The organism is Methylopila jiangsuensis (genome assembly GCF_027922305.1).
Lineage (GTDB): Bacteria > Pseudomonadota > Alphaproteobacteria > Rhizobiales > Methylopilaceae > Methylopila > Methylopila jiangsuensis.
The window spans coordinates 647,902-668,224 of the sequence record NZ_BSFK01000005.1 but is presented as its reverse complement, the minus strand read 5'-3'; the positions used below and the strand labels follow the sequence as shown (position 1 = coordinate 668,224).

At 68.0% G+C, this 20,323-nt stretch carries 16 protein-coding genes and 1 tRNA gene; 4 read left to right on the top strand and 13 right to left on the bottom strand.

Translation table 11 applies throughout. The annotated features are described in order from the left end of the window. Positions 1–3: 3 nt before the first annotated feature. From PKE85_RS04640 to ssb, 10 genes are all read right to left on the bottom strand, one after another. Positions 4–1,218 carry an NAD(P)/FAD-dependent oxidoreductase gene (locus tag PKE85_RS04640; protein ID WP_271203608.1) on the bottom strand — a complete coding sequence of 405 codons (1,215 nt, stop codon included), beginning with the start codon at positions 1,216–1,218 and terminating at the stop codon, positions 4–6. Between the two features lie 11 nt (positions 1,219–1,229). Next, positions 1,230–2,027, bottom strand: coding sequence for an ABC transporter ATP-binding protein (locus tag PKE85_RS04635; protein ID WP_271203607.1), 798 nt, complete (start codon positions 2,025–2,027; stop codon positions 1,230–1,232). Positions 2,028–2,039: 12 nt separating this feature from the next. Then, entirely contained in the window at positions 2,040–2,954 is a 915-nt protein-coding gene (gene ntrB, locus PKE85_RS04630; protein ID WP_271203606.1) for a nitrate ABC transporter permease, read from the bottom strand. A 59-nt stretch (positions 2,955–3,013) separates the two neighbouring features. Further along, a complete protein-coding gene (locus tag PKE85_RS04625) occupies positions 3,014–4,324 on the bottom strand; it encodes a CmpA/NrtA family ABC transporter substrate-binding protein (RefSeq protein ID WP_271203605.1) in 1,311 nt (436 codons plus the stop codon). A gap of 359 nt (positions 4,325–4,683) precedes the next feature. Next, on the bottom strand, positions 4,684–5,787 hold the full coding sequence (locus PKE85_RS04620) for a CmpA/NrtA family ABC transporter substrate-binding protein (RefSeq protein ID WP_271203604.1): 1,104 nt from the start codon (positions 5,785–5,787) through the stop codon (positions 4,684–4,686). Further along, a complete protein-coding gene (locus PKE85_RS04615) occupies positions 5,784–6,386 on the bottom strand; it encodes an ANTAR domain-containing response regulator (RefSeq protein ID WP_271203603.1) in 603 nt (200 codons plus the stop codon). Before PKE85_RS04615 ends, PKE85_RS04620 begins: the two co-directional genes overlap by 4 nt. 58 nt (positions 6,387–6,444) lie before the next feature. Continuing rightward, positions 6,445–7,713: an O-antigen ligase family protein gene (locus PKE85_RS04610; RefSeq protein ID WP_271203602.1), complete on the bottom strand. Its 1,269-nt coding sequence runs from the start codon at positions 7,711–7,713 to the stop codon at positions 6,445–6,447. Next, on the bottom strand, positions 7,710–9,218 hold the full coding sequence (locus PKE85_RS04605; RefSeq protein WP_271203601.1) for an undecaprenyl-phosphate glucose phosphotransferase: 1,509 nt from the start codon (positions 9,216–9,218) through the stop codon (positions 7,710–7,712). The genes PKE85_RS04610 and PKE85_RS04605 overlap by 4 nt, the downstream gene beginning before the upstream one ends. 90 nt (positions 9,219–9,308) lie before the next feature. Beyond that, on the bottom strand, positions 9,309–10,451 hold the full coding sequence (locus tag PKE85_RS04600; protein ID WP_271203600.1) for a glycosyltransferase family 4 protein: 1,143 nt from the start codon (positions 10,449–10,451) through the stop codon (positions 9,309–9,311). A gap of 168 nt (positions 10,452–10,619) precedes the next feature. Beyond that, a complete protein-coding gene (gene ssb, locus PKE85_RS04595; protein ID WP_271203599.1) occupies positions 10,620–11,129 on the bottom strand; it encodes a single-stranded DNA-binding protein in 510 nt (169 codons plus the stop codon). Positions 11,130–11,369: 240 nt separating this feature from the next. Between ssb and uvrA the strand changes: the two genes are divergently transcribed. After that, positions 11,370–14,489 (top strand): excinuclease ABC subunit UvrA, encoded by a 3,120-nt coding sequence (gene uvrA / locus PKE85_RS04590; protein WP_428981313.1) that lies wholly within the window; start codon positions 11,370–11,372, stop codon positions 14,487–14,489. 75 nt (positions 14,490–14,564) lie between these two features. Here uvrA and PKE85_RS04585 read toward each other — a convergent pair. Then, a tRNA-Lys gene (locus PKE85_RS04585) sits at positions 14,565–14,641 on the bottom strand. A 25-nt stretch (positions 14,642–14,666) separates the two neighbouring features. After that, positions 14,667–14,936 carry a sulfurtransferase TusA family protein gene (locus PKE85_RS04580; protein ID WP_271203598.1) on the bottom strand — a complete coding sequence of 90 codons (270 nt, stop codon included), beginning with the start codon at positions 14,934–14,936 and terminating at the stop codon, positions 14,667–14,669. A 194-nt stretch (positions 14,937–15,130) separates the two neighbouring features. On the opposite strand from PKE85_RS04580, the gene fdnG reads away from it, so the two are divergent. The 3 genes from fdnG to PKE85_RS04565 are packed head-to-tail and all read left to right on the top strand — an operon-like array spanning position 15,131 to position 19,835. Beyond that, complete coding sequence (gene fdnG, locus PKE85_RS04575; RefSeq protein ID WP_271203597.1) at positions 15,131–18,217, top strand: formate dehydrogenase-N subunit alpha; 3,087 nt, start codon at positions 15,131–15,133, stop codon at positions 18,215–18,217. Positions 18,218–18,231: 14 nt separating this feature from the next. Beyond that, positions 18,232–19,170 carry a formate dehydrogenase subunit beta gene (fdxH, locus tag PKE85_RS04570; RefSeq protein WP_271203596.1) on the top strand — a complete coding sequence of 313 codons (939 nt, stop codon included), beginning with the start codon at positions 18,232–18,234 and terminating at the stop codon, positions 19,168–19,170. Next, a complete protein-coding gene (locus PKE85_RS04565) occupies positions 19,170–19,835 on the top strand; it encodes a formate dehydrogenase subunit gamma (RefSeq protein WP_271203595.1) in 666 nt (221 codons plus the stop codon). The genes fdxH and PKE85_RS04565 overlap by 1 nt, the downstream gene beginning before the upstream one ends. 116 nt (positions 19,836–19,951) lie before the next feature. Here PKE85_RS04565 and PKE85_RS04560 read toward each other — a convergent pair whose 3' ends face one another. Next, positions 19,952–20,101, bottom strand: a complete 150-nt coding sequence (locus tag PKE85_RS04560; protein WP_271203594.1) for a hypothetical protein — start codon at positions 20,099–20,101, stop codon at positions 19,952–19,954. Positions 20,102–20,323: the final 222 nt, after the last annotated feature.

Genomic DNA, 20,323 nt, shown 5'->3' with positions numbered 1-20,323 from the left:
CCTTTACGCGGCCGCCCCGAAGCTGCGGCCGAAGGCGAGGTCGTCGCGCAGGGGGCCGAGGGGCGCGGCGCGGGCGATGAGATCGAGGTACCAGAGCGCGTCGGAGGCCTCGCCGACGAGGATCGCGCCTGTCAGGCGGTCGTCGCGGACGATCAGCTTGCGGTAGCAGCCGTGGCCGGGGTCGGAGAGCAGCAGGGCGTCGTCGCCCGGCTCGGCCTCGATCGCGCCGGCGGAAAACACGGACACGCCCGACACCTTCAGATTGGTGGAGAGCAGGCTGCCGGCGTAGGCCGCCGCAGGGTCGCCCGCGAGGCGGGCGGCGAGCGCGCGGGCCTGCTCATAGGCCGGGGCCACCAGCCCGTAGACCACGCCGCGATGTTCGGCGCATTCCCCGAGGGCGAACACGCCGTCCGCGGACGTGGCCAGACCGTCGTCCACCACCAGCCCGCGCTGCACGGCGAGGCCGGCGGCCCTGCCCAGCGCCACGTTCGGCCGCACGCCGCAGGCCATCACCAGCATGTCGCAGGGGAGAACCTCGCCGTCGGCGAGCTCCAGCCCCTCCACCGCCGTGTCTCCCGTCACGCGGCGGCTCTGGGCGCCGAGACGGAAGCGCACGCCCTTGGCCTCCAGCGCCCGGCGCAGCGTCGCCGCGCCCTGCGCGTCGAGCTGGCGCTCCATCAGCCGGTCCATGAGATGGACCACCGTGGTCTCGCAGCCGAGCAGCGCCAGCCCATAAGCCGCCTCCAGCCCCAGCAGGCCGCCGCCGATGACCACGGCGCGCGCGCCGGGGCGGGCCAAGGCCTTCAGCTTCATGGCGTCGCCATGGTCGCGGAACACCAGCACCTGCGGCAGGTCCGCCCCCGGCAGCGGCAGGCGGATCGCCTCCGAGCCGGTGGCGAGCACGAGCTTGTCGTAGGGCGCGACGCGGCCGTCGCGCAGCTCCACCCGGCGGCGGTCGCGGTCGATGGCGCGGGCGGGAACGCCGGTGAGCAGGCGGAAACCGTTCGCGCCGTACCAGGCCCGGTCGCGGAACCGGATGTCCTCGTCGCTGGCCTCGCCGGCCAGAAGCGAGGACAGCAGCACCCGGTTGTAGGCCGGCTCCGGCTCCGCGCCGATGACGGTGACGGCGTAGCGGCCGGGGCAGGCGGCCTGAAGCTCCTCAAGCAGCTTCAGGCCGGCCATGCCGTTGCCCACGACGACGAGGCGTTCGCGCTTCATGGCGGGGCTCCTCAGGCCGCCTCGACGAAGCGGTGGCGCTCGTAGAGGAACTTCAGCACCTCCGCGCGGGCCGCGATGTAGTTGCGGTCGGACACCAGCTCCAGCCGCTTGCGCGGCCGCTCCAGCGGCACCTCGAGGATTTCGCCGATGCGGGCCGAAGGGCCGTTGGTCATCATCACGATGCGGTCCGAGAGCAGCACGGCCTCGTCCACGTCGTGGGTGATCATCAGCACCGTGTTGTTGAGCTCCGCCTGGATCTGCATCACCTGGTCCTGCAGGTGGGTGCGGGTGAGGGCGTCAAGGGCCCCGAAGGGCTCGTCCAGCAGCAGGACCTTGGGCTGCATGGCGAGCGCCCGGGCGATGCCGATGCGCTGCTTCATGCCGCCCGAGATCTCGGACGGCCGCCGGTCCTTGGCGTGGGCCATGTTCACCAGCTCGATCTGGCGCATGGTCCAGTCGTGGCGCTCGGCCTTGCTCTTGGTGCGGGCGAAAACCTTGTCGACCGCGAGCGCCACGTTCTCGTAAGCGGTCAGCCACGGCAGCAGCGAATGGTTCTGGAACACAACCGCGCGGTCCGGTCCGGGTTCGTCCACCACGGCGCCTTCGAGGAAGACGACGCCCTTGGTCGCCCTGGTCAGACCGGCGACGATGTTGAGCAGGGTGGACTTGCCGCAGCCGGAATGGCCGATGATCGAGATGAACTCGCCCTGCTCCACGTCGAGCGAGATGTCCTTCAGCACCTCGTTGGTCATGGAGCCGCGGGTGAAGCTCTTGTCCACCTGCTGGATGGTCAGGAACGATTGGGCCATGGGCTCGTCTCCTCAGGCGTTGGCGGTGCCGCGGGTGACCGCGACGGCGATGAGGGCGACGATCCGGTCGAGCACGAAGCCGACGGCGCCCACGTAGACGAGCGCGAGGATGATGTCGCTGATGCGCGACGAGTTCCACGCGTCCCAGATGAAGAAGCCGATGCCGACGCCGCCGATCAGCATTTCCGCCGCGACGATGGCGAGCCAGCTCAGTCCGATGCCGATGCGCAGGCCCGTGAAGATGTAAGGGGCAGCCGCCGGAAGCATGATCTTGTGGAAATACTCCCAGGCGTTCAGGCGAAGAACCTGAGCCACGTTCTTGTAGTCTTGCGGGATGTTTCGGATGCCCACCGCGGTGTTGATGATGACCGGCCAGATCGCGGTGATGAAGATGACGAAGATCGCCGAAGGCTCGCCGTCGCGGAACGCCGCCAGCGACAGCGGCAGCCAGGCGAGCGGCGGGATGGTGCGCAGCACCTGGAACACCGGATCGAGGCCGCGCATGGCCCAGGTGGAGCCGCCGACCAGCGCGCCCAGCGCGATGCCGAACACGGCCGCTAGCGTGTAGCCGAGCGCCACCCGCTTCAGGGAGGCGTAGAGCTGCCAGCCGAGGCCCTTGTCGTTGCCGCCGTTGTCGTAGAACGGATTGGCGATCAGCTCCCAGGTGTCGGACACCACCGTCGAGGGCGCCGGCAGCGACGAGCCGGGCGAGGAGCACAGCATCTCCCACAGCAGCAGCAGCGCCGCGATCGTCAGCAGCGGAGGAATAAGGTTCTGCGCAAGCTCGACCCCGCGCGCCTTCAGGCGCGGGGACAGCAGCGCGCTCTTGGGCTGCGCTTTCGGCAGGGCGACCACATGGGCCGTGGTCTGCGGGCCTTGCGTCTTCAGCGGCGTCACGTTGGACGACGCGGCGGCGGTCTGCGTCATGAGGGCTCTCCGGTGTTTCAGGCCGGGAGCGGCCGGCGGGCGGCCGCTCCCGTCGGGGATCAGGCCGCCTTCTTGATCTCGAGGCTGTCGAGATAGGCCATCGGGTTTTCAGGATCGAAGACCTTGCCGTCGAAGAAGGTCTCCTTGCCGCGGGACGTGGTCTCGGGCGCGCCGGTCACGCCGAGGTCCTTGGCGGCGTCGCGCCACAGGTCCTCGCGGTTAACCTTGTCCACCAGCGCCTTGGCGTCGAGGGTGGAGGGCAGGTAGCCCCAGCGCATGTCCTCGGCGATGAACCAGAGGTCGTGGCTCTTGTAGGGGTAGGAGGCGTTGTCCGCCCAGTAGTGCATCATGAAGGGGCTGTTCTCGACCACGGGCTTGCCGGCGCCGTAGTCGAACGTGCCCTTCATGCGCGCCACGGTGTCGGCGACCGGAGCGCCGATCCAGTTGCGCTTGGCGCAGATGGCGGCGAGCTCTTCCTTGTTCTCCATTTTCTCGCACCACTGCTGGGCCTCCATGACCGCCAGCAGCAGGGCCTTCGCGGCCTTGGGGTTCTTGTCCACATAGTCGGCGCGCAGCGCGAGGGCCTTCTCGGGATGCTTGTTCCAGAGCTCGCCGGTGGTCAGGGCCGTGTAGCCGATCTTCTGGTTCTTGAGCTGCTCGTTCCACGGCTCGCAGACGCAGAAGCAGTCCATGGTGCCGACCTTCATGTTCGCCACCATCTGGGCGGGCGGCACGACGATGGTCTGGATGTCCCGGTTGGGGTCGACGCCCCCGGCAGCGAGCCAGTAGCGGATCCAGAGATCATGGGTGCCGCCGGGGAAGGTCATGGCGGCCTTGACCTCCTTGCCGGAGGCCTTCTTCTTCTCAAGCGCCGTCTTGAACGGCCTGGTGTCGAGGCCGAGCTGGAGGTCGGCGTATTCCTGGCCGACCGAAATGCACTGCCCGGCCACGTTCAGCCGGCTGAGAATGTACATCTCCGTCGGGCGGTTGTTCTGGGTCATCGCGCCGGTGGTGATGAGGTAGGGCATCGGCGTGAGGATATGCGCGCCGTCGATGCCGCCGCCGCCGGAGCCGAGCACGATGTTGTCGCGCGTCGTTCCCCAGGACGACTGCTTGGCCACCTCGACGTCGGTCATGCCGTATTTGTCGAAGAAGCCTTTTTCCTTGGCGACGAACAGAGGTCCTGCGTCGGTCAGCGCGATGAAGCCGAGCTTGGCCTTGGTGGTTTCCGGGCCGGCGCCCTGCGCGAACACGCCCGAAGGCGACAGAGCGCGCGCAGCCGCAAGCGTCGCCGCAACGCCCGCGCCGGCGCGAAGGACCGTGCGGCGGCTGAGGCCCGAAGTCAGAAAGGTCGAGACGTCTTTGGTCATCTCAGTCGTCGGCTCCATTTGCGCCCATCGGCGCCGTGGTCGTCGGACGACCGCTCCCCGCGAAGCGATCGGAAAATAAAAAAGCCGCTGTCCGGACATGCGAGATCGCGTGTCAGATCAGCGGCTGTGCTGGGGCCCATCGTTGGGCGGGTGAAAGCGGCGTCTTCGTCGGCGCGGGCCTTCGCGTATTGCTATGCAGAAGGCGTGCCAACTCACGCGCGAATGCGCTGGAGCTTCGAATTTGAAGGATTTTAGTTTCGGGTGGCGATTCCGAGCGGTTCGCCGCACCCCATTTGGCGCCGCAGCAAAACGCAGACGGCGCCTTAATGCTGGGCGCTGCTCAACTAAGGCGCACGGGATCACACGCCGGGAAAGACGCCCAGCGGATCTTCCAGGAGAGACGGCGGCGGGGTTCCGGCCGCCCGATCAAACAGGTCGGGACGGTAGACCGACGCGGCGCGCGCGGCCTCGCCCTCCTCGCCGCTCGCCTGGCGCCAGCGGGTCATCTGCGCATAGAGCCACAGCGCATGGCGCGGATCGGGCCGCAGAGCGTGATCGCGGCCGAAGATCTGGTAGTCGTCATGGGCGCGCACGCCGCGCCCCACCTGCAACCGGCCGTCGAGGGCGGCGCGGATGACGCCGGGCGGCACATCGAGCCGGTGCGGCGACGACAGCAGCGTGGCGAGGTCGTCGCGGTTGGCCGGATCGTCGCACCATTGGGCCGCGTTGAGGCAGGCGCGCACCAGCGCGTCCGCGCGTTCGGGCGCCTCGGTCAGCCAGCTCTCGCGGACCGCGAGCACCTTCTCCGGACAGCGCGCCACCAGATCCACGCCGAGATGGATGATGCGCCCCAGTCCCAGGCTGACGGCGACCGCGTTCCACGGCGCGCCGACGCAGAAGCCGTCCACATGGCCGTGCTCCAGCGCGTCCACCATGTAGGGCGGCGGCACCACCGCCAGGCGCACGTCCTCGTCGGGCGTCAGGCCCGCATCCGCCAGCCACAGCCGCAGCAGATAGTTGTGGCTGGAGAATGGAAAGGTCATGCCGAGCGTCGGCTGCTCGTCGCCCCGGACGCGGCGGGCGCGGACCAGCGCCGCGAAGGCGGCCCCCGTCGCCCGGGGGTCGAACAGGTTCGCGTCCGGCGCGAAATGATCCATCAACTCGTCATAGAGATCGGGGGAGAGCGTGATGGCGTTGCCGTTGAGGCCGCAGGTGACGGGCGCGGCCAGCGGGGCCTGCAGCGCGCCGAGGCCGAGCGAGGTGGCGATGGCGAGCGGCGCCAGCAGATGAGCCACGTCGAAATGCCCGAGCGTCAGCCGGTCGCGGATGTTCGACCACGACACCTCCCGCGCCAGATCGATGGCGAAGCCTTCAGCCGCGGCGAAGCCCACATCCGCCGCGACGATGGGGATCGCGGCGTCCACGAGCGGTATGAAGCCGATGCGAACACGGTCCAGGCTCATCCCAGCAACTCCGCGGCGGTGACCACCGATTGCGCGATCTCGGCGATCTTCTTCTTCTCGTTCATGGCCACCTTGCGCAGCAGGCCGTAGGCCTCCTCTTCGCCGATGTTGCGGCTGCGCATGAGGATGCCTTTGGCGCGGTCCACGACCTTGCGTTCCTCCAGCTGGCTCTTGGCGTGCTCCAGCTCGGAGCGCAGCTTCGAGAAGGCGTGGAAGCGGCTGATGGTGGTGTCGAGGATCGGCTTGATCCGCTCGCGCCTGAGTCCGTCGACCACGTAAGCGGAGACGCCGGCGTCGATGGCGGCCTCGATCGCGGCGGAATCAGTCTGGTCCACGAACATGCCCACCGGCCGGCGCACCGCGCGGCTAACCTGGAACATCTGCTCCAGCACGTCGCGGCTCGGGTCGGCGAGGTCGATCAGGATCACGTCCGGATCGATGGCGTAGATGCGCTCCAGCAGATTGGCGTGGTCGGCGATGCGCATGATGTTGGCGTGGCCGGCGTCCCGCAATCCTTCCTCAAGGATGGCGGCGCGCACGGGGCTGGCGTCGATCAGCACGATCTTGAGCGGGCGGTCGGGTATGGCTCTGTCCGTCATGGGCGTCACGAGGCGGCGGTCGGACCGGCGCAGGCGCGCGCCAGCCCGTAAAGAACGCTCAATTCGCCGTCGGCGCCATCCGGCGCGGCGTCGCGGCGCCCACGCGCCGTTTCTCGTGCCGGGCGGTGGCGGCGATCAGGCCCCAGGTTATGCCGAGCAGCGCCCATTGATGGCGCCAGTGGTCCACGTCGATCACCCAGGCCTCCATCATCAGCACGAGCCAGGTGGAGTAGGCGCAGATGAAGACGGGGCGCCATGGCGTTGGCGACAGCACGTAGCGGCCGCCGTAGATTGCGGTCACGATCACCAGCGCCACCAGCGAGATGCCCCCGAGCCAGCCATAGGACAGGAAGGCGTTCAGGTAGGTGTTGTGCACGTCCGAGCCGAACAGGCGCGCGAACTCGTAGATGCCGATGCCGAGCGGCTGCACCAGCGCGATCTGGGCGCCCAGCAGGTGTCGGCCGAAGCGGCCGTAGCGGCCCACGTCGTAGCCCTGTTCGAGGCTGGCGCGCTCCGCGAACAGGTTCGACACCGAGGGCAGGCTGAGCAGCACCAGGATCAGCAGCGCCGCGCAGACCGCCGCCCCGCAGCAGATGAGCAGGATGCGCGCCCGGCGCGCGGGGCTCGGCGAGGCGAGGATGGTGAGGCCCGTCATCAACGCCGCCGACGCGATCAGATGGCCCCAGGAGCCGCGGGAGAAGCTGAGGAAGATGCCGCTGACGATGACGCCGAGCGGGATCAGGATGAAGATCAGCTGCCGGAGCCGGTCGGCGGCGTAGAGCCGCTGGATCAGGATCAGCGCCGGGAAGATCAGGTAGGGCGCGTAGACGTTGGGGTCCTTGAACGCGCCCTTGGCGCGGCCGTAGAGCAGGAACTTGTCCGATCCCGGCCCGAGGTGGAAATAGCCGATGATGGCGAGCGCCCCGCCGAAGACGGCCGCCACCACCCAGGCGTTGGCGATCAGCCGCGCCCGCGCCTCCGTGCGGTCGGCGAGAAACAGCGCGTAGAACACGCCGGTCACCGCCAGAAACACGCCGACGATGGTCCATTTCAGCGTGTCGGGCCGGCTGATCACCAGCGACAGCGTGAGCACGGCGCCAAGCTGGTAGAGCGCGACCAGCGTCACGAACGGCAGCAGCGTCCGCGGCAACGTCAGCCCGGTGAGCGAAAACAGCACGATCGCCAGCACGAACAGCAGGTCGTAGGGCGCCGGCTCGAACATGACGACGAAGCTCGTCAGCACGGCGAGCGCGACCAGCCCCTCGCGCAGGGTCTCGACGCCGATCGTCAGCGGGCGCGGAGCCCCGAGGGCGCGCGCCTGGCTCAATAGGCGTTGTCCGTCTTGGCGAGCGCGAACGGCGTCTTGATGAGGATCATGGCGTCGAACAGGATCGACCAGTTCTCGATGTAGTAGAGGTCGTGGTCGATGCGGCGCTTCAGCTTCTCGCTGGTGTCCACCTCGCCGCGCCAGCCGTTGATCTGGGCCCAGCCGGTGACGCCGGGCTTCACCTTGTGGCGGGCGAAATAGCCGTCCACCACGTCGTTCCACAGCGTCTCGGAGGTGTGGGCGTTGACCGCGTGCGGGCGCGGGCCGACCAGCGACAGCTCGCCCTTCAGCACGTTGAACAGCTGCGGCAGCTCGTCGATGGAGGTCTTGCGGATGAATCGCCCGACCTTGGTGACGCGGCTGTCGTTCTTGGTGACGACGGTCTTGGCGTCCGGGTCCGCCATCTCGTGCCGGAGCGAGCGGAACTTGAAGACGTCGATGACCTCGTTGTTGAAGCCGTAGCGCTTCTGGCGGAAGAACACCGGGCCCGGGCTGTCGAGCTTGATGGCGATGGCGGTCGCGATCATCAGCGGGGCCAGCGCGATCAGCGCGAGCGTCCCGACGATCAGGTCGAAGGCGCGCTTGATCACGAAGTCCCAGTTCGCGATCGGCTTTTCCGCGAGCTCCACCATGGGGATGGCGCCCACATAGGAATAGGCGCGCGGGCGGTAGCGCAGCTTGTCGGTGTGGGCCGACAGGCGGATGTCCACCGGCAGCACCCAGAGCGTCTTCAGGATTTCGCGCACCCGGCCGGCGGCCGAGACCGGGATGGTCACGATCAGCAGGTCGATGCGCGCCACCCGGCCGAACTCCACCAGCTCCGCCACGGTGCCGAGCTTGGGATAGCCCGCCACGATCGCCGGCGAGCGGTCGTTGGAGCGGTCGTCGAACACGCCGCAGATGTGCACGTCGTTGCCGGGCGTGCTTTCCAGCGCCCGGATCAGCTCGGCCGCGGGCTCGCCGCCGCCTACGATCACGGCCTTGCGGCCGAGCCGCCCGTCCGCCGCCCAGCGGCGCACCAGCGCCGTCAGCACCAGGCGGGAGATCAGGAAGGACAGGGCGCCGAGCACGAACCACAGGCCGAGCCAGCGCCGCTCCACCGAGCCGCCGAAATCCAGGAAGCTGCCGACCACCGCGAAGCCGGCGAAGGTCAGCGTCCAGGCGCCGAGCATGCGGCCGAGCTGTCCCCCGAACACGCGGAACGCCACCACATGATAGGCGTCCGCGGCCTGGGCGAAGATCAGCGTCAGCACGACCGCCGCCAGCGTCGCGACCGGATAGGGCCAGGGCGCCGCGAGCGCGCCGTCATGGAGCAGGGCGTAGGCGCCGGCGGCCGTCAGCGCGACGCCCAGCACGTCGATCAGCCGCACGGCGCCCACCAGCAGAACCTGGGAGATGGAGGACTGGCGGAACTGCTCCGCGATCTCGCGCGCCTGATCGTTCAGCCGCGTCTGGCGCGGCTTCTCGGGGCGGGTCTCGGGAGGAGCGGTCTCAAGCGTCGACATGGATGTCCCAGTCACGACGGTGATCTTCGATCGAACGACCGGAAGATGCCATGCAGGCCACAATAAGAGCTTACGCGCGGCATGTGGACGTTAAATCGACGCCGCCTGAAGCGCATCGCGGTAAACGGTTTCCACCCGCGCGGCCATCCCGGCGCGGGAGAACTCGTCGCCGATGTGGTCGCGCAGCAGGCGCGCCCGCGCCCTGGCGGCGGCGGGATCGCGCAGCGCCGCGGCCATGGCGGCTGTCAGCGCCGCGCCGTCGCCGGGGGCGACGAGGGCGTCCGCATGGGGGCCGAAGATTTCCGGAATGCCGCCGGCGGCGGTGGAGACGATCGGCAGGCCGGCCGCGATCGATTCGAGCACCACATAGGGCATGGATTCCGCCCGCGACGGCACCACGATCGCCCGGCCCATGGCGAAGGCGCGCCGGGCGGGCGTGGAGGGCGCGAACCGGACGAGGGCGGACAGGCCGCGCTCGGCCACCATGGCGCGGTAGCGGGCCTCGTCCGGCCCGTCGCCGACGATGGTGGCGGTGGCGGGCAGCCCCTGGGCCTTGAGCGCGGTCAGGGCGTCGATCAGCACGTCCACGCCCTTCAGGTCGCGCAGCATGCCGAGGTAGAGGAAGTCGGTGGCGTCCTCGTCGGGCGCCACCGGATCGAACTCGTCCGGCGCGAGGCCGTTGCGCACCACATATGTGGGGCAGCGCGGGGCGCCGACCTTCTCCACATAGGTCCGCGCCTCGTAGGCGCTCACATGGATCATGGCGTCGGTCAGACGCTCCAGCGCGCGTTCGATGCGGAAATAGACCCGCCCCTCCAGCGCGCCGGCGTCGTAATGCAGGCTGCCGCCATGGGGCGCATAGATTTTCGCCACCGGCCGGGAGCGGCCGAGCCACGCTCCCACCAGCCGGCCGAACACGCCGCCCTTGGCGCCGTGGGCGTGGACCACGTTCGGGGCGAGGGGGGAAAGCAGCGCATGCACGCGGGACAGCGCCGCCACGTCCGACGGCGCCACATGGCGCGCGATCGGCAGCCGATGCGCGCCGAGCGACAGGCGGGGCGCGAGCGCCGCGATCTTGGCGTCCTCGAACGGTCCGATCGTCAGGCTGTCGCAGACGAAGCCGACGTCGTGCCCGCTCTCGGCCTGCGCCTCGGCCAGATCCGCGATGTGGCGGAAAATGCCGCCGACCGGCGAGCGGACCAGATGCACGATCCTCAGGGGTTGGAACGTCATGACCCGGCCCTGGCGGACTTCTGATTCCTTCAGGCCGCGACCGCGCTCCGCACCTGCGCGCCGCAGCGCCGGGAAGCCCGGCGCGCGGACCTTAAGGGCGCGTCGGTAAAAAACCCGTGTCGCCGATGCGAAAAAGGCCCGCCAGGATTTGGACGGGCCTTGGATGGGTCAGAACGGGATGTCGTCGTCCATGGAGTCGCTGTACCCGCCGCGGCCGCCGCCGGAGGAGGGCGCGGGCGACGAGGGCTTGCGGTTCTCGATCGGGCTCGACCGGCCGAAGCTGTCGCCGCCGCCCTCATAGGCGTCGTCGCCGCCGGACCCGCCGCCGCGGCCGTCCAGCAGCGCCAGTTCGCCGCGGAAGCGCTGGATCACGATCTCCGTGGTGTAGCGCTCGGCGCCGGACTGGTCGGTCCACTTGCGGGTCTGGAGCTGCCCCTCCACATAGACCTTCGAGCCCTTGCGCAGATACTGCTCCGCGATTTTCGCCAGGTTCTCGTTGAAGATCACCACGGAGTGCCACTCCGTCTTTTCCCGGCGCTCGCCGCTCTGCTTGTCGCGCCAGTTCTCCGAGGTGGCGATGCGCAGGTTCACCACCGGCTCGCCGGAGTTCATGCGGCGCACCTCCGGGTCGCGGCCGAGATTGCCCACCAGAATGACCTTGTTGACGCTGCCCGCCATGACGACCTCCAGATGTTCGCGCGCGCACCCTAAACCCGGCGCGGCGGCGCGTCGCGCCGGGTCCGGGCTTGTCCACAACGGCTTGCGCGGGCACTGTTTCGATGGACAGAAGCTTTTGTTCCTTTTATGTTCCTTAACATGGCGTCCGGTCGCCTACAAGCCGCTGGCTTGACGGCAGGCTGCGGCGACCGACCTGACAGCCGGACGGCGGCGCTCCGATCCGCCACGGGATGATGCGGCATGACCAAAGAACGTTCACGGACCGGCGCCGGCCGGACGCCGAAGGCCGGCCCCAAGGCCGAGCGCGCCCCGGCGTCGCCCAAGCCCGCGCGTTCCGACGTCGCCAAGGCCAAGGCGCCCGCCAGCGCCGTGAACGCTGCGCCCGCCAGCGTTAAAAGTACGGACTCCGCCGGCGCCAGGGCCAAGACTCCCGCCGCGCTTGAGGCCGCGTTCGACGCCGCGGCCGAGGCGCGGTTGTCCGTGCGGGACGGCCGGATGATCTCGGTGCGGGGCGCCCGCGAGCACAACCTCAAGAACGTCGATCTCGACATTCCCCGCGACCGGCTGGTGGTGTTCACCGGGCTGTCGGGCTCGGGCAAGTCGTCGCTCGCCTTCGACACCATCTATGCGGAGGGCCAGCGCCGCTACGTGGAGAGCCTGTCGGCCTACGCCCGCCAGTTCCTGGAGATGATGCAGAAGCCGGACGTGGACCAGATCGACGGCCTGTCGCCGGCGATCTCCATCGAGCAGAAGACCACGTCGAAGAATCCGCGCTCCACCGTGGGCACCGTCACGGAAATCTACGATTACATGCGCCTGCTGTGGGCGCGGGTGGGCATCCCCTATTCGCCGGCCACCGGCCTGCCGATCGAAAGCCAGACGGTCAGCCAGATGGTGGACCGGCTGCTGGCGCTGCCCGAGGGCTCGCGGCTCTATCTGCTCGCGCCGGTGGTGCGCGGCCGCAAGGGCGAGTACCGCAAGGAGATCGCCGAGTTCCAGAAGAAGGGCTACCAGCGGCTGAAGGTGGACGGCGCCTTCTACGAGATCGCCGACGCGCCCACGCTCGACAAGAAGCTGAAGCACGACATCGACGTGGTGGTGGATCGGGTGGTGATCCGCGGCGACATCGCGAGCCGCCTCGCCGACAGCCTGGAGCAGGCGCTGGGGCTCGCGGACGGCATCGCCATCGCCGAATTCGCCGACCAGACCGACGGGGACGGGAACCCGAAGCGGCTGACCTTCTCGGAGAAGTTCGCCTGTCCGGTGTCCGGCTTCACCATCGCCGAGATCGAGCCGCGGCTGTTCTCGTTCAACAACCCCTTCGGCGCCTGCCCGGCCTGCGACGGCCTCGGCGCGGAGCTCGCGGTTGATCCCAATCTGGTGGTCCCGGACGGCGGCGCCACCCTGCGCAAGGGCGCCATCGCGCCCTGGGCGCGCTCCACCTCGCCCTATTACATCCAGACGCTGGACGCGCTCGCCAAGCATTACGGCTTCGCGCTCACCGTCCCCTGGGCCGACCTGCCGGAGAAGGCGAAGAACGTCATCCTCTACGGCTCCGGTTCGGAGAAGGTGCGCTTCGTCTATGACGACGGTCTGCGCTCCTACGACACGGTGAAGACCTTCGAGGGCGTCGTGCGCAATCTGGAGCGGCGCTACAAGGAGACGGAGAGCGACTGGTCCCGCGAGGAGATCGGCCGCTACATGTCCGACGTGCCGTGCCTCGTCTGCGAGGGCTACCGGCTGAAGCCCGAGGCGCTGGCCGTCCGGGTCTCGGACCGGCACATCGGCGCGGCGGCGCGGCTGTCGGTGCGGGCGGCGCACGCCTGGTTCGAGGACCTCCCGCGGCATCTGACGCCGAAGCAGAACGAGATCGCCTACCGCATCCTGAAGGAGATCCGCGACCGGCTGCGCTTCCTGGTGGATGTGGGGCTCGATTACCTGACGCTCGCGCGCAATTCCGGCTCGCTCTCCGGCGGCGAGAGCCAGCGCATCCGGCTCGCGAGCCAGATCGGGTCGGGCCTGACCGGCGTGCTCTACGTGCTGGACGAGCCCTCCATCGGCCTGCACCAGCGCGACAACGAGCGGCTGCTCGGCACGCTGGAGCGGCTGCGCGACCTCGGCAACACCGTGATCGTGGTGGAGCACGACGAGGACGCCATCCGGCTCGCCGATTACGTGGTGGACGTGGGGCCGGGCGCCGGCGTCCATGGCGGCCGCATCATCGCGCAGGGGACGCCCGACCAGGTGATGGCCGACCCGGCGAGCCTCACTGGCAAGTACCTCACCGGCGAACTGATGGTGCCGACGCCGCCGAAGCGCCGCCCGTTCGATAAAAAGAGGACGCTCAAGGTGGTCGGCGCCCGCGCCAACAACCTGAAGGACGTGACCGCCGAGATTCCGCTCGGCTGCTTCACCTGCGTCACCGGCGTGTCCGGCGGCGGCAAGTCCACGCTGCTGATCGACACCGTGTTCAAGGCGGCGGCGCGCAAGCTGAACGGCGCCAACGAGAACCCCGGCGCGCACGAGCGGATCGAGGGGTTCGAGGCGATCGACAAGGTGATCGACATCGACCAGTCGCCGATCGGACGCACGCCGCGCTCCAACCCCGCCACCTACATCGGCGCCTTCACGCCGATCCGGGACTGGTTCGCGGGGCTGCCGGAGTCCAAGGCGCGCGGCTACCAGCCGGGGCGGTTCTCGTTCAACGTCAAGGGCGGGCGCTGCGAGGCCTGCCAGGGCGACGGCGTCATCAAGATCGAGATGCACTTCCTGCCGGACGTCTACGTCACCTGCGACGTGTGCAAGGGCAAGCGCTACGACCGCGAGACGCTGGAGGTGCTGTACCGCGGCAAATCCATCGCCGACGTGCTGGACATGACCGTCGACGAGGCGGCGGAGTTCTTCAAGGCGGTGCCCTCCATCCGGGAGAAGATGGAGACGCTGGCGCGGGTGGGGCTCGGCTACGTCAAGGTGGGCCAGCCGGCCACCACGCTGTCCGGCGGCGAGGCCCAGCGGGTGAAGCTCTCCAAGGAGCTGTCCCGCCGCTCCACGGGCCGCACGCTCTACATCCTCGACGAACCGACCACGGGCCTGCATTTCCACGACGTGGCCAAGCTGCTGGAGGTGCTGCACGAGCTGGTGGACCAGGGCAACACGGTGGCGGTGATCGAGCACAATCTCGAGGTCATCAAGACCGCGGACTGGATCGTGGACATGGGCCCGGAAGGCGGCGACGGCGGCGGCATGGTGGTGGCGGTCGGAACGCCCGAGCAGATCGCCCGCGCGAATGCGAGCCACACCGGCCGCTTCCTCGCCGAGGTGCTGCGCCGGCGCCCGCTGAAAAAGCAGGCGGCGGAATAGGCGGGCGGCGCGGGCATGCGGTCTCACATGAGACTGCATGCGCTTCAAAAACTATCGCCAAGTCGTTGATTTGTCTGGTGAGCGCGCTGGGACTCGAACCCAGGACCTACTGATTAAAAGTCAGTTGCTCTAACCAACTGAGCTACGCGCCCGCGCCATGTCAGCGCGGCGCGGACACTAGAGGGGCGAAGGCGCGCTTTCAAGCGGCTTGGGCGCGGCTTTCTCGATTACGAACAGGAATTCCCCGCCGTCGGTTTCGGTCGTGACCAGCGTATGCCCCGTCTCCCGCAGGAAGTGGGGGATGTCGACGCCTGCAAGCGGGTCGTCGACGCGCGCGAAGATCCGCTCGCCGGGCGCCAGTCCGGCCAGCGCCTTGCGGACGCGCAGCACGGGCAGCGGGCAGCGCAGGCCCCTGAGGTCGAGCGTGGCAGCGGATTCGCCGATCACTTTTTCATCCTTCTCCGTTTTTGATGCGACCTAAATATCTGATTTTTCATTGTATTATGCGCAGTTTCAGAATTTTTCCGGTTTGACATTCGAATTGGTCAAATCCTACTATCGGGCGATAGCGCCAAGCGATGGCGTTGCATTGGCGCGGCGACCGAGGGGTCGTTCGCGCATTCGAAGGAGGATCCTTCCCGATGACGATCGGTGAAGTCTCACGGCGCGGCTTTCTGAAAGCGGCCGGTGTGGGCGTCGCCGGGACCACGCTTGGGGCGATGGGGTTCGGCGGCGCCGAACAGGCCATGGCCCAGGCGGTGCGGCCGTTCAAGCTGGCCCGCATGACGGAGACCCGGAACATCTGCCCCTACTGCTCGGTGGCCTGCGGCGTCATCATGTACAGCCTCGGCGACCGCTCCAAGAACACGCGCTCCGCGCTGATGCACGTGGAGGGCGATCCCGACCATCCCACCAACCGCGGCACGCTCTGCCCCAAGGGCGCAGCGCTGCTGGACTTCGTGCATGCGGAGACCCGGCTGAAGTATCCGATGCACCGCAAGCCGGGCTCGGACACATTCGAGCGGGTGTCGTGGGACTTCGCGCTGGACCGCATCGCGCGTCTGATGAAGGACGATCGCGACGCGAACTTCCAGACCACCAACAAGGACGGCCTCACGGTCAACCGCTGGACATCGGTGGGTTTCCTGGCGGCGTCCGCCACAACCAATGAAACCGGCACGCTGACCTACAAGGTCATGCGGTCGCTCGGGACCCTGCCGTTCGACAACCAGGCGCGCGTCTGACACGGACCGACGGTGGCCAGTCTGGCCCCAACATTCGGTCGCGGCGCCATGACCAACGCATGGGGCGACATCAAGCACGCCGACCTCGTGGTCGTGATGGGCGGCAACGCGGCTGAAGCGCACCCGTGCGGCTTCAAATGGGTGGTCGAGGCCAAGGCGCATCGCGGCGCCAAGCTGATCGTGGTCGATCCGCGCTTCACGCGCACGGCGTCGGTCGCCGATTTCTATTGCCCGATCCGGCCCGGCTCGGACATCGCCTTCCTGGGCGGCGTCATCAACTATCTGTTGTCCAACGACAAAATCCAGAAGGACTACGTCAAGGCCTACACCAACGCCACCTTCCTGGTGAAGCCGGAGTTCGGCTGGTCCGAGGGTCTGTTCACGGGCTACAACGAAGAGAAGCGCGACTACGACCGCTCGTCCTGGGACTACCAGATGGACGAGCAGGGCTTCGCCAGGGTCGACGAGACCATGACGGACCCGCGCAGCGTCTTCCAGCTCATGAAGCAGCACTTCGCCATCTACACGCCGGAGCTGGTGGAGCGCGTCTGCGGATCGCCTCGGGACAAGTTCCTGAAGGTCTGCGAGATGATCTCGGAGTGTTCGTCGCCGACCAAGACCATGACGTCGATGTACGCGCTCGGCTGGACGCAGCATTCCAAGGGCGCGCAGAACATCCGCGGCATGGCGATGGTTCAGCTTCTGCTGGGCAACATCGGCGTGCGCGGCGGCGGCATGAACGCGCTCCGCGGCCACTCCAACATCCAGGGCCTGACGGACCTCGGCCTGCTGTCCAACATGCTGCCCGGCTATCTCAATCTCCCCACGGAGAAGGAGAAGGACTTCGGGACCTACATGTCGACCCGCGGCTTCAAGCCGCTGCGTCCCGGACAGACCAGCTTCTGGCAGAACTACAAGAAGTTCTTCGTCTCGTTCCAGAAGTCCATGTGGGGCGACAGGGCGACGGCGGAGAACGACTGGGCCTACGACTGGCTGCCCAAGCTGGACGTCACCTACGACGTGCTGCGCACGTTCGAGCTGATGAACCAGGGCAAGGTCACCGGCTATTTCTGCCAGGGCTTCAACCCGCTGATGACCTTCCCCAACCGGGGCAAGATCACCGCGGGCCTCGCCAAGCTGAAATGGCTGGTGACCATGGACCCGCTCGACACCGAGACCTCGCGGTTCTGGGAGAACCACGGCGAGTTCAACGACGTGAAGACGGCGGACATCCAGACCGAGGTGTTCCAGCTGCCCACCAGCTGCTTCGCCGAGGACGAGGGCTCGATCGTGAACTCCGGCCGCTGGCTGCAGTGGCACAACGCGGCTGTGTCGCCGCCCGCGGAAGCGCGGTCCGACGTCTTCATCATGGCGGGGCTGCATCTCCGGCTGAAGGAGCTGTACCTCAAGGAGGGCGGCGCTTTCCCCGATCCGATCGTGAATCTGCGCTGGCCTTACGCCCAGCCGGAGGAGCCTTCGGCGGAGGAGCTTGCGAAGGAGATGAACGGCCAGGCGCTGTCGGACGTGTTCGACCCGACCGACCCGACCAAGGTGCTGGTCCAGAAGGGCAAGCAGGTGGACACCTTCGCGCAGCTGCGCGACGACGGCTCCACGGCCTCGTTCTGCTGGATCTACGCCGGCTGCTTCACCGAAGCCGGCAACCAGACCTCGCGGCGCGACACCTACGATCCCGGCGACACGGGGCTCGCGCCCCGCTGGGCCTGGGCGTGGCCGGTCAACCGCCGGATTCTCTACAACCGCGCCTCGTCGGACGTGTCCGGCAAGCCGTGGGACGAGAGCCGCAAGCTGGTGTGGTGGTCGGGCGAGCGCTGGACGGGTTACGACGTGCCGGACTACGGCCCGACGGTGAAGCCCGAGCAGGCGGTCGGCCCCTTCATCATGAACCCGGAGGGCGTGGCGCGGCTGTTCACCCGCGGCATGATGCGGGACGGCCCGTTCCCGTCCCATTACGAGCCGTTCGAGTCGCCGGTGGCCAACGTGATCAACCCCAAGATCCGCGGCAATCCCGCCGCGCGCATCTTCAAGGCCGATCTCGAAGCCCTCGGGTCTCCGGACCAGTTCCCCTACGTGGGCACCAGCTACCGCCTGACGGAGCATTTCCATCAGTGGACCAAGCACGTCTGGGTCAACGCGGCGCTGCAGCCGGAGTTCTTCGTGGAGATTTCGGAAGAGCTCGCGAAGGAGAAAGGCATCGAGAAGGGCGGCTGGGTCCGGGTGTGGTCCAACCGCGGCTCGCTCAAGGCCAAGGCGGTGGTGACCAAGCGCATCAAGCCGCTGATGGTGGACGGTCGGCCGGTCCATGTGGTGGGCATTCCCCAGCACTGGGGCTTCATCGGCAAGACGAAGAAGGGTCACAACCCGAATTCGCTGACCCCCTTCGTGGGCGACGCGAACATCGAGACGCCGGAATACAAGGCGTTTCTGGTCAACATCGAGCCGACCTCGGCTCCGGCGGTCGCGTGAGGGAGGGCTGAGAGATGGCTTCCTACCAGTCCCTCGACATCAAGCGCCGCTCGGCCTCCACCTCGACGCCGCCGACCGTGCGGTCGACCGGCCTCGAGGTGGCCAAGCTGATCGACGTCTCGAAATGCATCGGCTGCAAGGCGTGCCAGTCGGCCTGCCTGGAGTGGAACAACCTGAAGGAGGAGGTCGGGGTCAACACGGGCGTCTACGACAACCCGCACGACCTCACCCCCAACAGCTGGACGCTGATGCGCTTCAGCGAATGGGACAACCCGGACAACGGCAATTTCGAGTGGCTGATCCGCAAGGACGGCTGCATGCATTGCGCCGATCCGGGCTGCCTGAAGGCCTGCCCCTCGCCGGGCGCGATCGTGCAGTACACCAACGGCATCGTGGATTTCGTGTCGGAGAACTGCATCGGCTGCGCCTATTGCGTGAAGGGCTGCCCCTTCAACATTCCGCGCATCAGCCAGGTGGACCGCAAGGCCTACAAGTGCACGCTGTGCTCCGACCGGGTCTCGGTCGGCATGGGCCCGGCCTGCGCCAAGGCCTGCCCCACGGCGGCGATCATGTTCGGCACCAAGGAGGACATGAAGGATCAGGCGGCCCAGCGGATCGTGGACCTCAAGTCCCGCGGCTTCGCCAACGCCGGGCTCTATGATCCCCAGGGCGTCGGCGGCACCCATGTGATGTACGTGCTGCATCACCTGGACAAGCCGGAGATCTACGCCGGCCTGCCCAAGGACCCGCAGATCAGCCCGCTGGTCTCGGCCTGGAAGGGCGGGGCGAAGCTGCTGGCGCTGGGGGCGATCGCCTTCGCGGCCGTGGGGGCCTTCTTCCACCACACCATCGTCGGCCCCAACCGCGTCACCGACACGGACGAGGCCAACGCGGCGGATCTGGCGGAAGAGGCGAACGGCGCCGAGCCTACGCCCGAGACGAGGACGCTCTGATGGCGATCGAGATCGAACGCCGGCCGCTGATCGTGGAGCGGACGGAGGTGAAGCGCTACTCCGCTTCCGCCCGCGTCAACCACTGGATCACGGCGATCTGCTTCGTGCTGCTCACCTTGAGCGGGCTGGCGCTGTTCCACCCCAGCCTGTTCTTCCTCACCGACCTCTTCGGCGGCGGCGCCAACACCCGCGCCTTCCACCCCTGGATCGGCGTGGTGCTGGTGGCGAGCTTCTCGGTGCTGTTCGTCCGGTTCTGGCGGCTCAACCTCTGGAACCGCGACGACACCAGGTGGATGACCCAGATCGGCGACGTGGTGAAGGGCGAGGAAGAGCATCTTCCGGAGCTCGGCAAATACAACGCCGGTCAGAAGATGGTGTTCTGGGGCACGTCGCTGCTGCTGATCGTGCTGCTCGCCTCGGGGCTGGTGATCTGGGACCAGTATTTCCACGGGCTGGTCTCGATCAACGTCAACAGGCTCGCGGCGCTTACCCACTCTCTGGCGGCGATCGGGGCGATCCTGATCATCATCGTCCATATCTACGCCGGCATCTGGGTCAAGGGCACCGTGCGGGCCATGACGCAGGGGCGGGTCACCGGCGGCTGGGCCTGGCGGCACCACCGCAAGTGGCTGCGGTCGGAGGTGAAGGACGAGGGCGACCACTGACGCCGGCCGGCGTCGGTTGCGAAACGGAACAGGGCCGCCCGCGCGCAGCGGACGGCCCTGTTTTCGATTGGACGCGAAAGGGCGGCGAGCCCCCGCGTGAAGACGCGCCGATCGGATCAGAGGCCGAACGGGTAGTCGCGATGGGCGCGGTGCAGGGCGCGGCCGGACTCTTCGAAGAACGCGGTCAGTTCGGTGAACAGGCGGGCGACCAGGGCGCCGAAACCGGTGGCTTCGGCGGGGGCGGCATGAACGATCGTGGTGGGCATCGGGATCATCCTTTAGTCTAGTATTCTCTGGGTTGGTATTTGGCATGCCAGATGATCGCGCGGTACGGCCAAGTTGGCATGCCAGATGCGCGCGCCAAGCGGAGCGCGGTTAAAGCCCATCAATCTGTGCGGCCGTTTCGCGGCGTCGGCCTCGCCGGTCAGGCGCGCTGGCGGCGTTGGACGGGGGCGAGGCCCGACGCCATATGACGAGGGCGGGAATGC

What these genes read in the sequence shown, in the direction of transcription:
- PKE85_RS04560 (WP_271203594.1), bottom strand. Translation starts at nt 20,101, where the DNA reads ATGCCCACCACGATCGTTCATGCCGCCCCCGCCGAAGCCACCGGTTTC.
- PKE85_RS04640 (WP_271203608.1), bottom strand. Translation starts at nt 1,218, where the DNA reads ATGAAGCGCGAACGCCTCGTCGTCGTGGGCAACGGCATGGCCGGCCTG.
- uvrA (WP_428981313.1), top strand. Translation starts at nt 11,370, where the DNA reads ATGACCAAAGAACGTTCACGGACCGGCGCCGGCCGGACGCCGAAGGCC.
- ssb (WP_271203599.1), bottom strand. Translation starts at nt 11,129, where the DNA reads ATGGCGGGCAGCGTCAACAAGGTCATTCTGGTGGGCAATCTCGGCCGC.
- PKE85_RS04625 (WP_271203605.1), bottom strand. Translation starts at nt 4,324, where the DNA reads ATGACCAAAGACGTCTCGACCTTTCTGACTTCGGGCCTCAGCCGCCGC.
- PKE85_RS04620 (WP_271203604.1), bottom strand. Translation starts at nt 5,787, where the DNA reads ATGAGCCTGGACCGTGTTCGCATCGGCTTCATACCGCTCGTGGACGCC.
- ntrB (WP_271203606.1), bottom strand. Translation starts at nt 2,954, where the DNA reads ATGACGCAGACCGCCGCCGCGTCGTCCAACGTGACGCCGCTGAAGACG.
- PKE85_RS04635 (WP_271203607.1), bottom strand. Translation starts at nt 2,027, where the DNA reads ATGGCCCAATCGTTCCTGACCATCCAGCAGGTGGACAAGAGCTTCACC.
- fdxH (WP_271203596.1), top strand. Translation starts at nt 18,232, where the DNA reads ATGGCTTCCTACCAGTCCCTCGACATCAAGCGCCGCTCGGCCTCCACC.
- PKE85_RS04605 (WP_271203601.1), bottom strand. Translation starts at nt 9,218, where the DNA reads ATGTCGACGCTTGAGACCGCTCCTCCCGAGACCCGCCCCGAGAAGCCG.
- PKE85_RS04600 (WP_271203600.1), bottom strand. Translation starts at nt 10,451, where the DNA reads ATGACGTTCCAACCCCTGAGGATCGTGCATCTGGTCCGCTCGCCGGTC.
- PKE85_RS04565 (WP_271203595.1), top strand. Translation starts at nt 19,170, where the DNA reads ATGGCGATCGAGATCGAACGCCGGCCGCTGATCGTGGAGCGGACGGAG.
- PKE85_RS04615 (WP_271203603.1), bottom strand. Translation starts at nt 6,386, where the DNA reads ATGACGGACAGAGCCATACCCGACCGCCCGCTCAAGATCGTGCTGATC.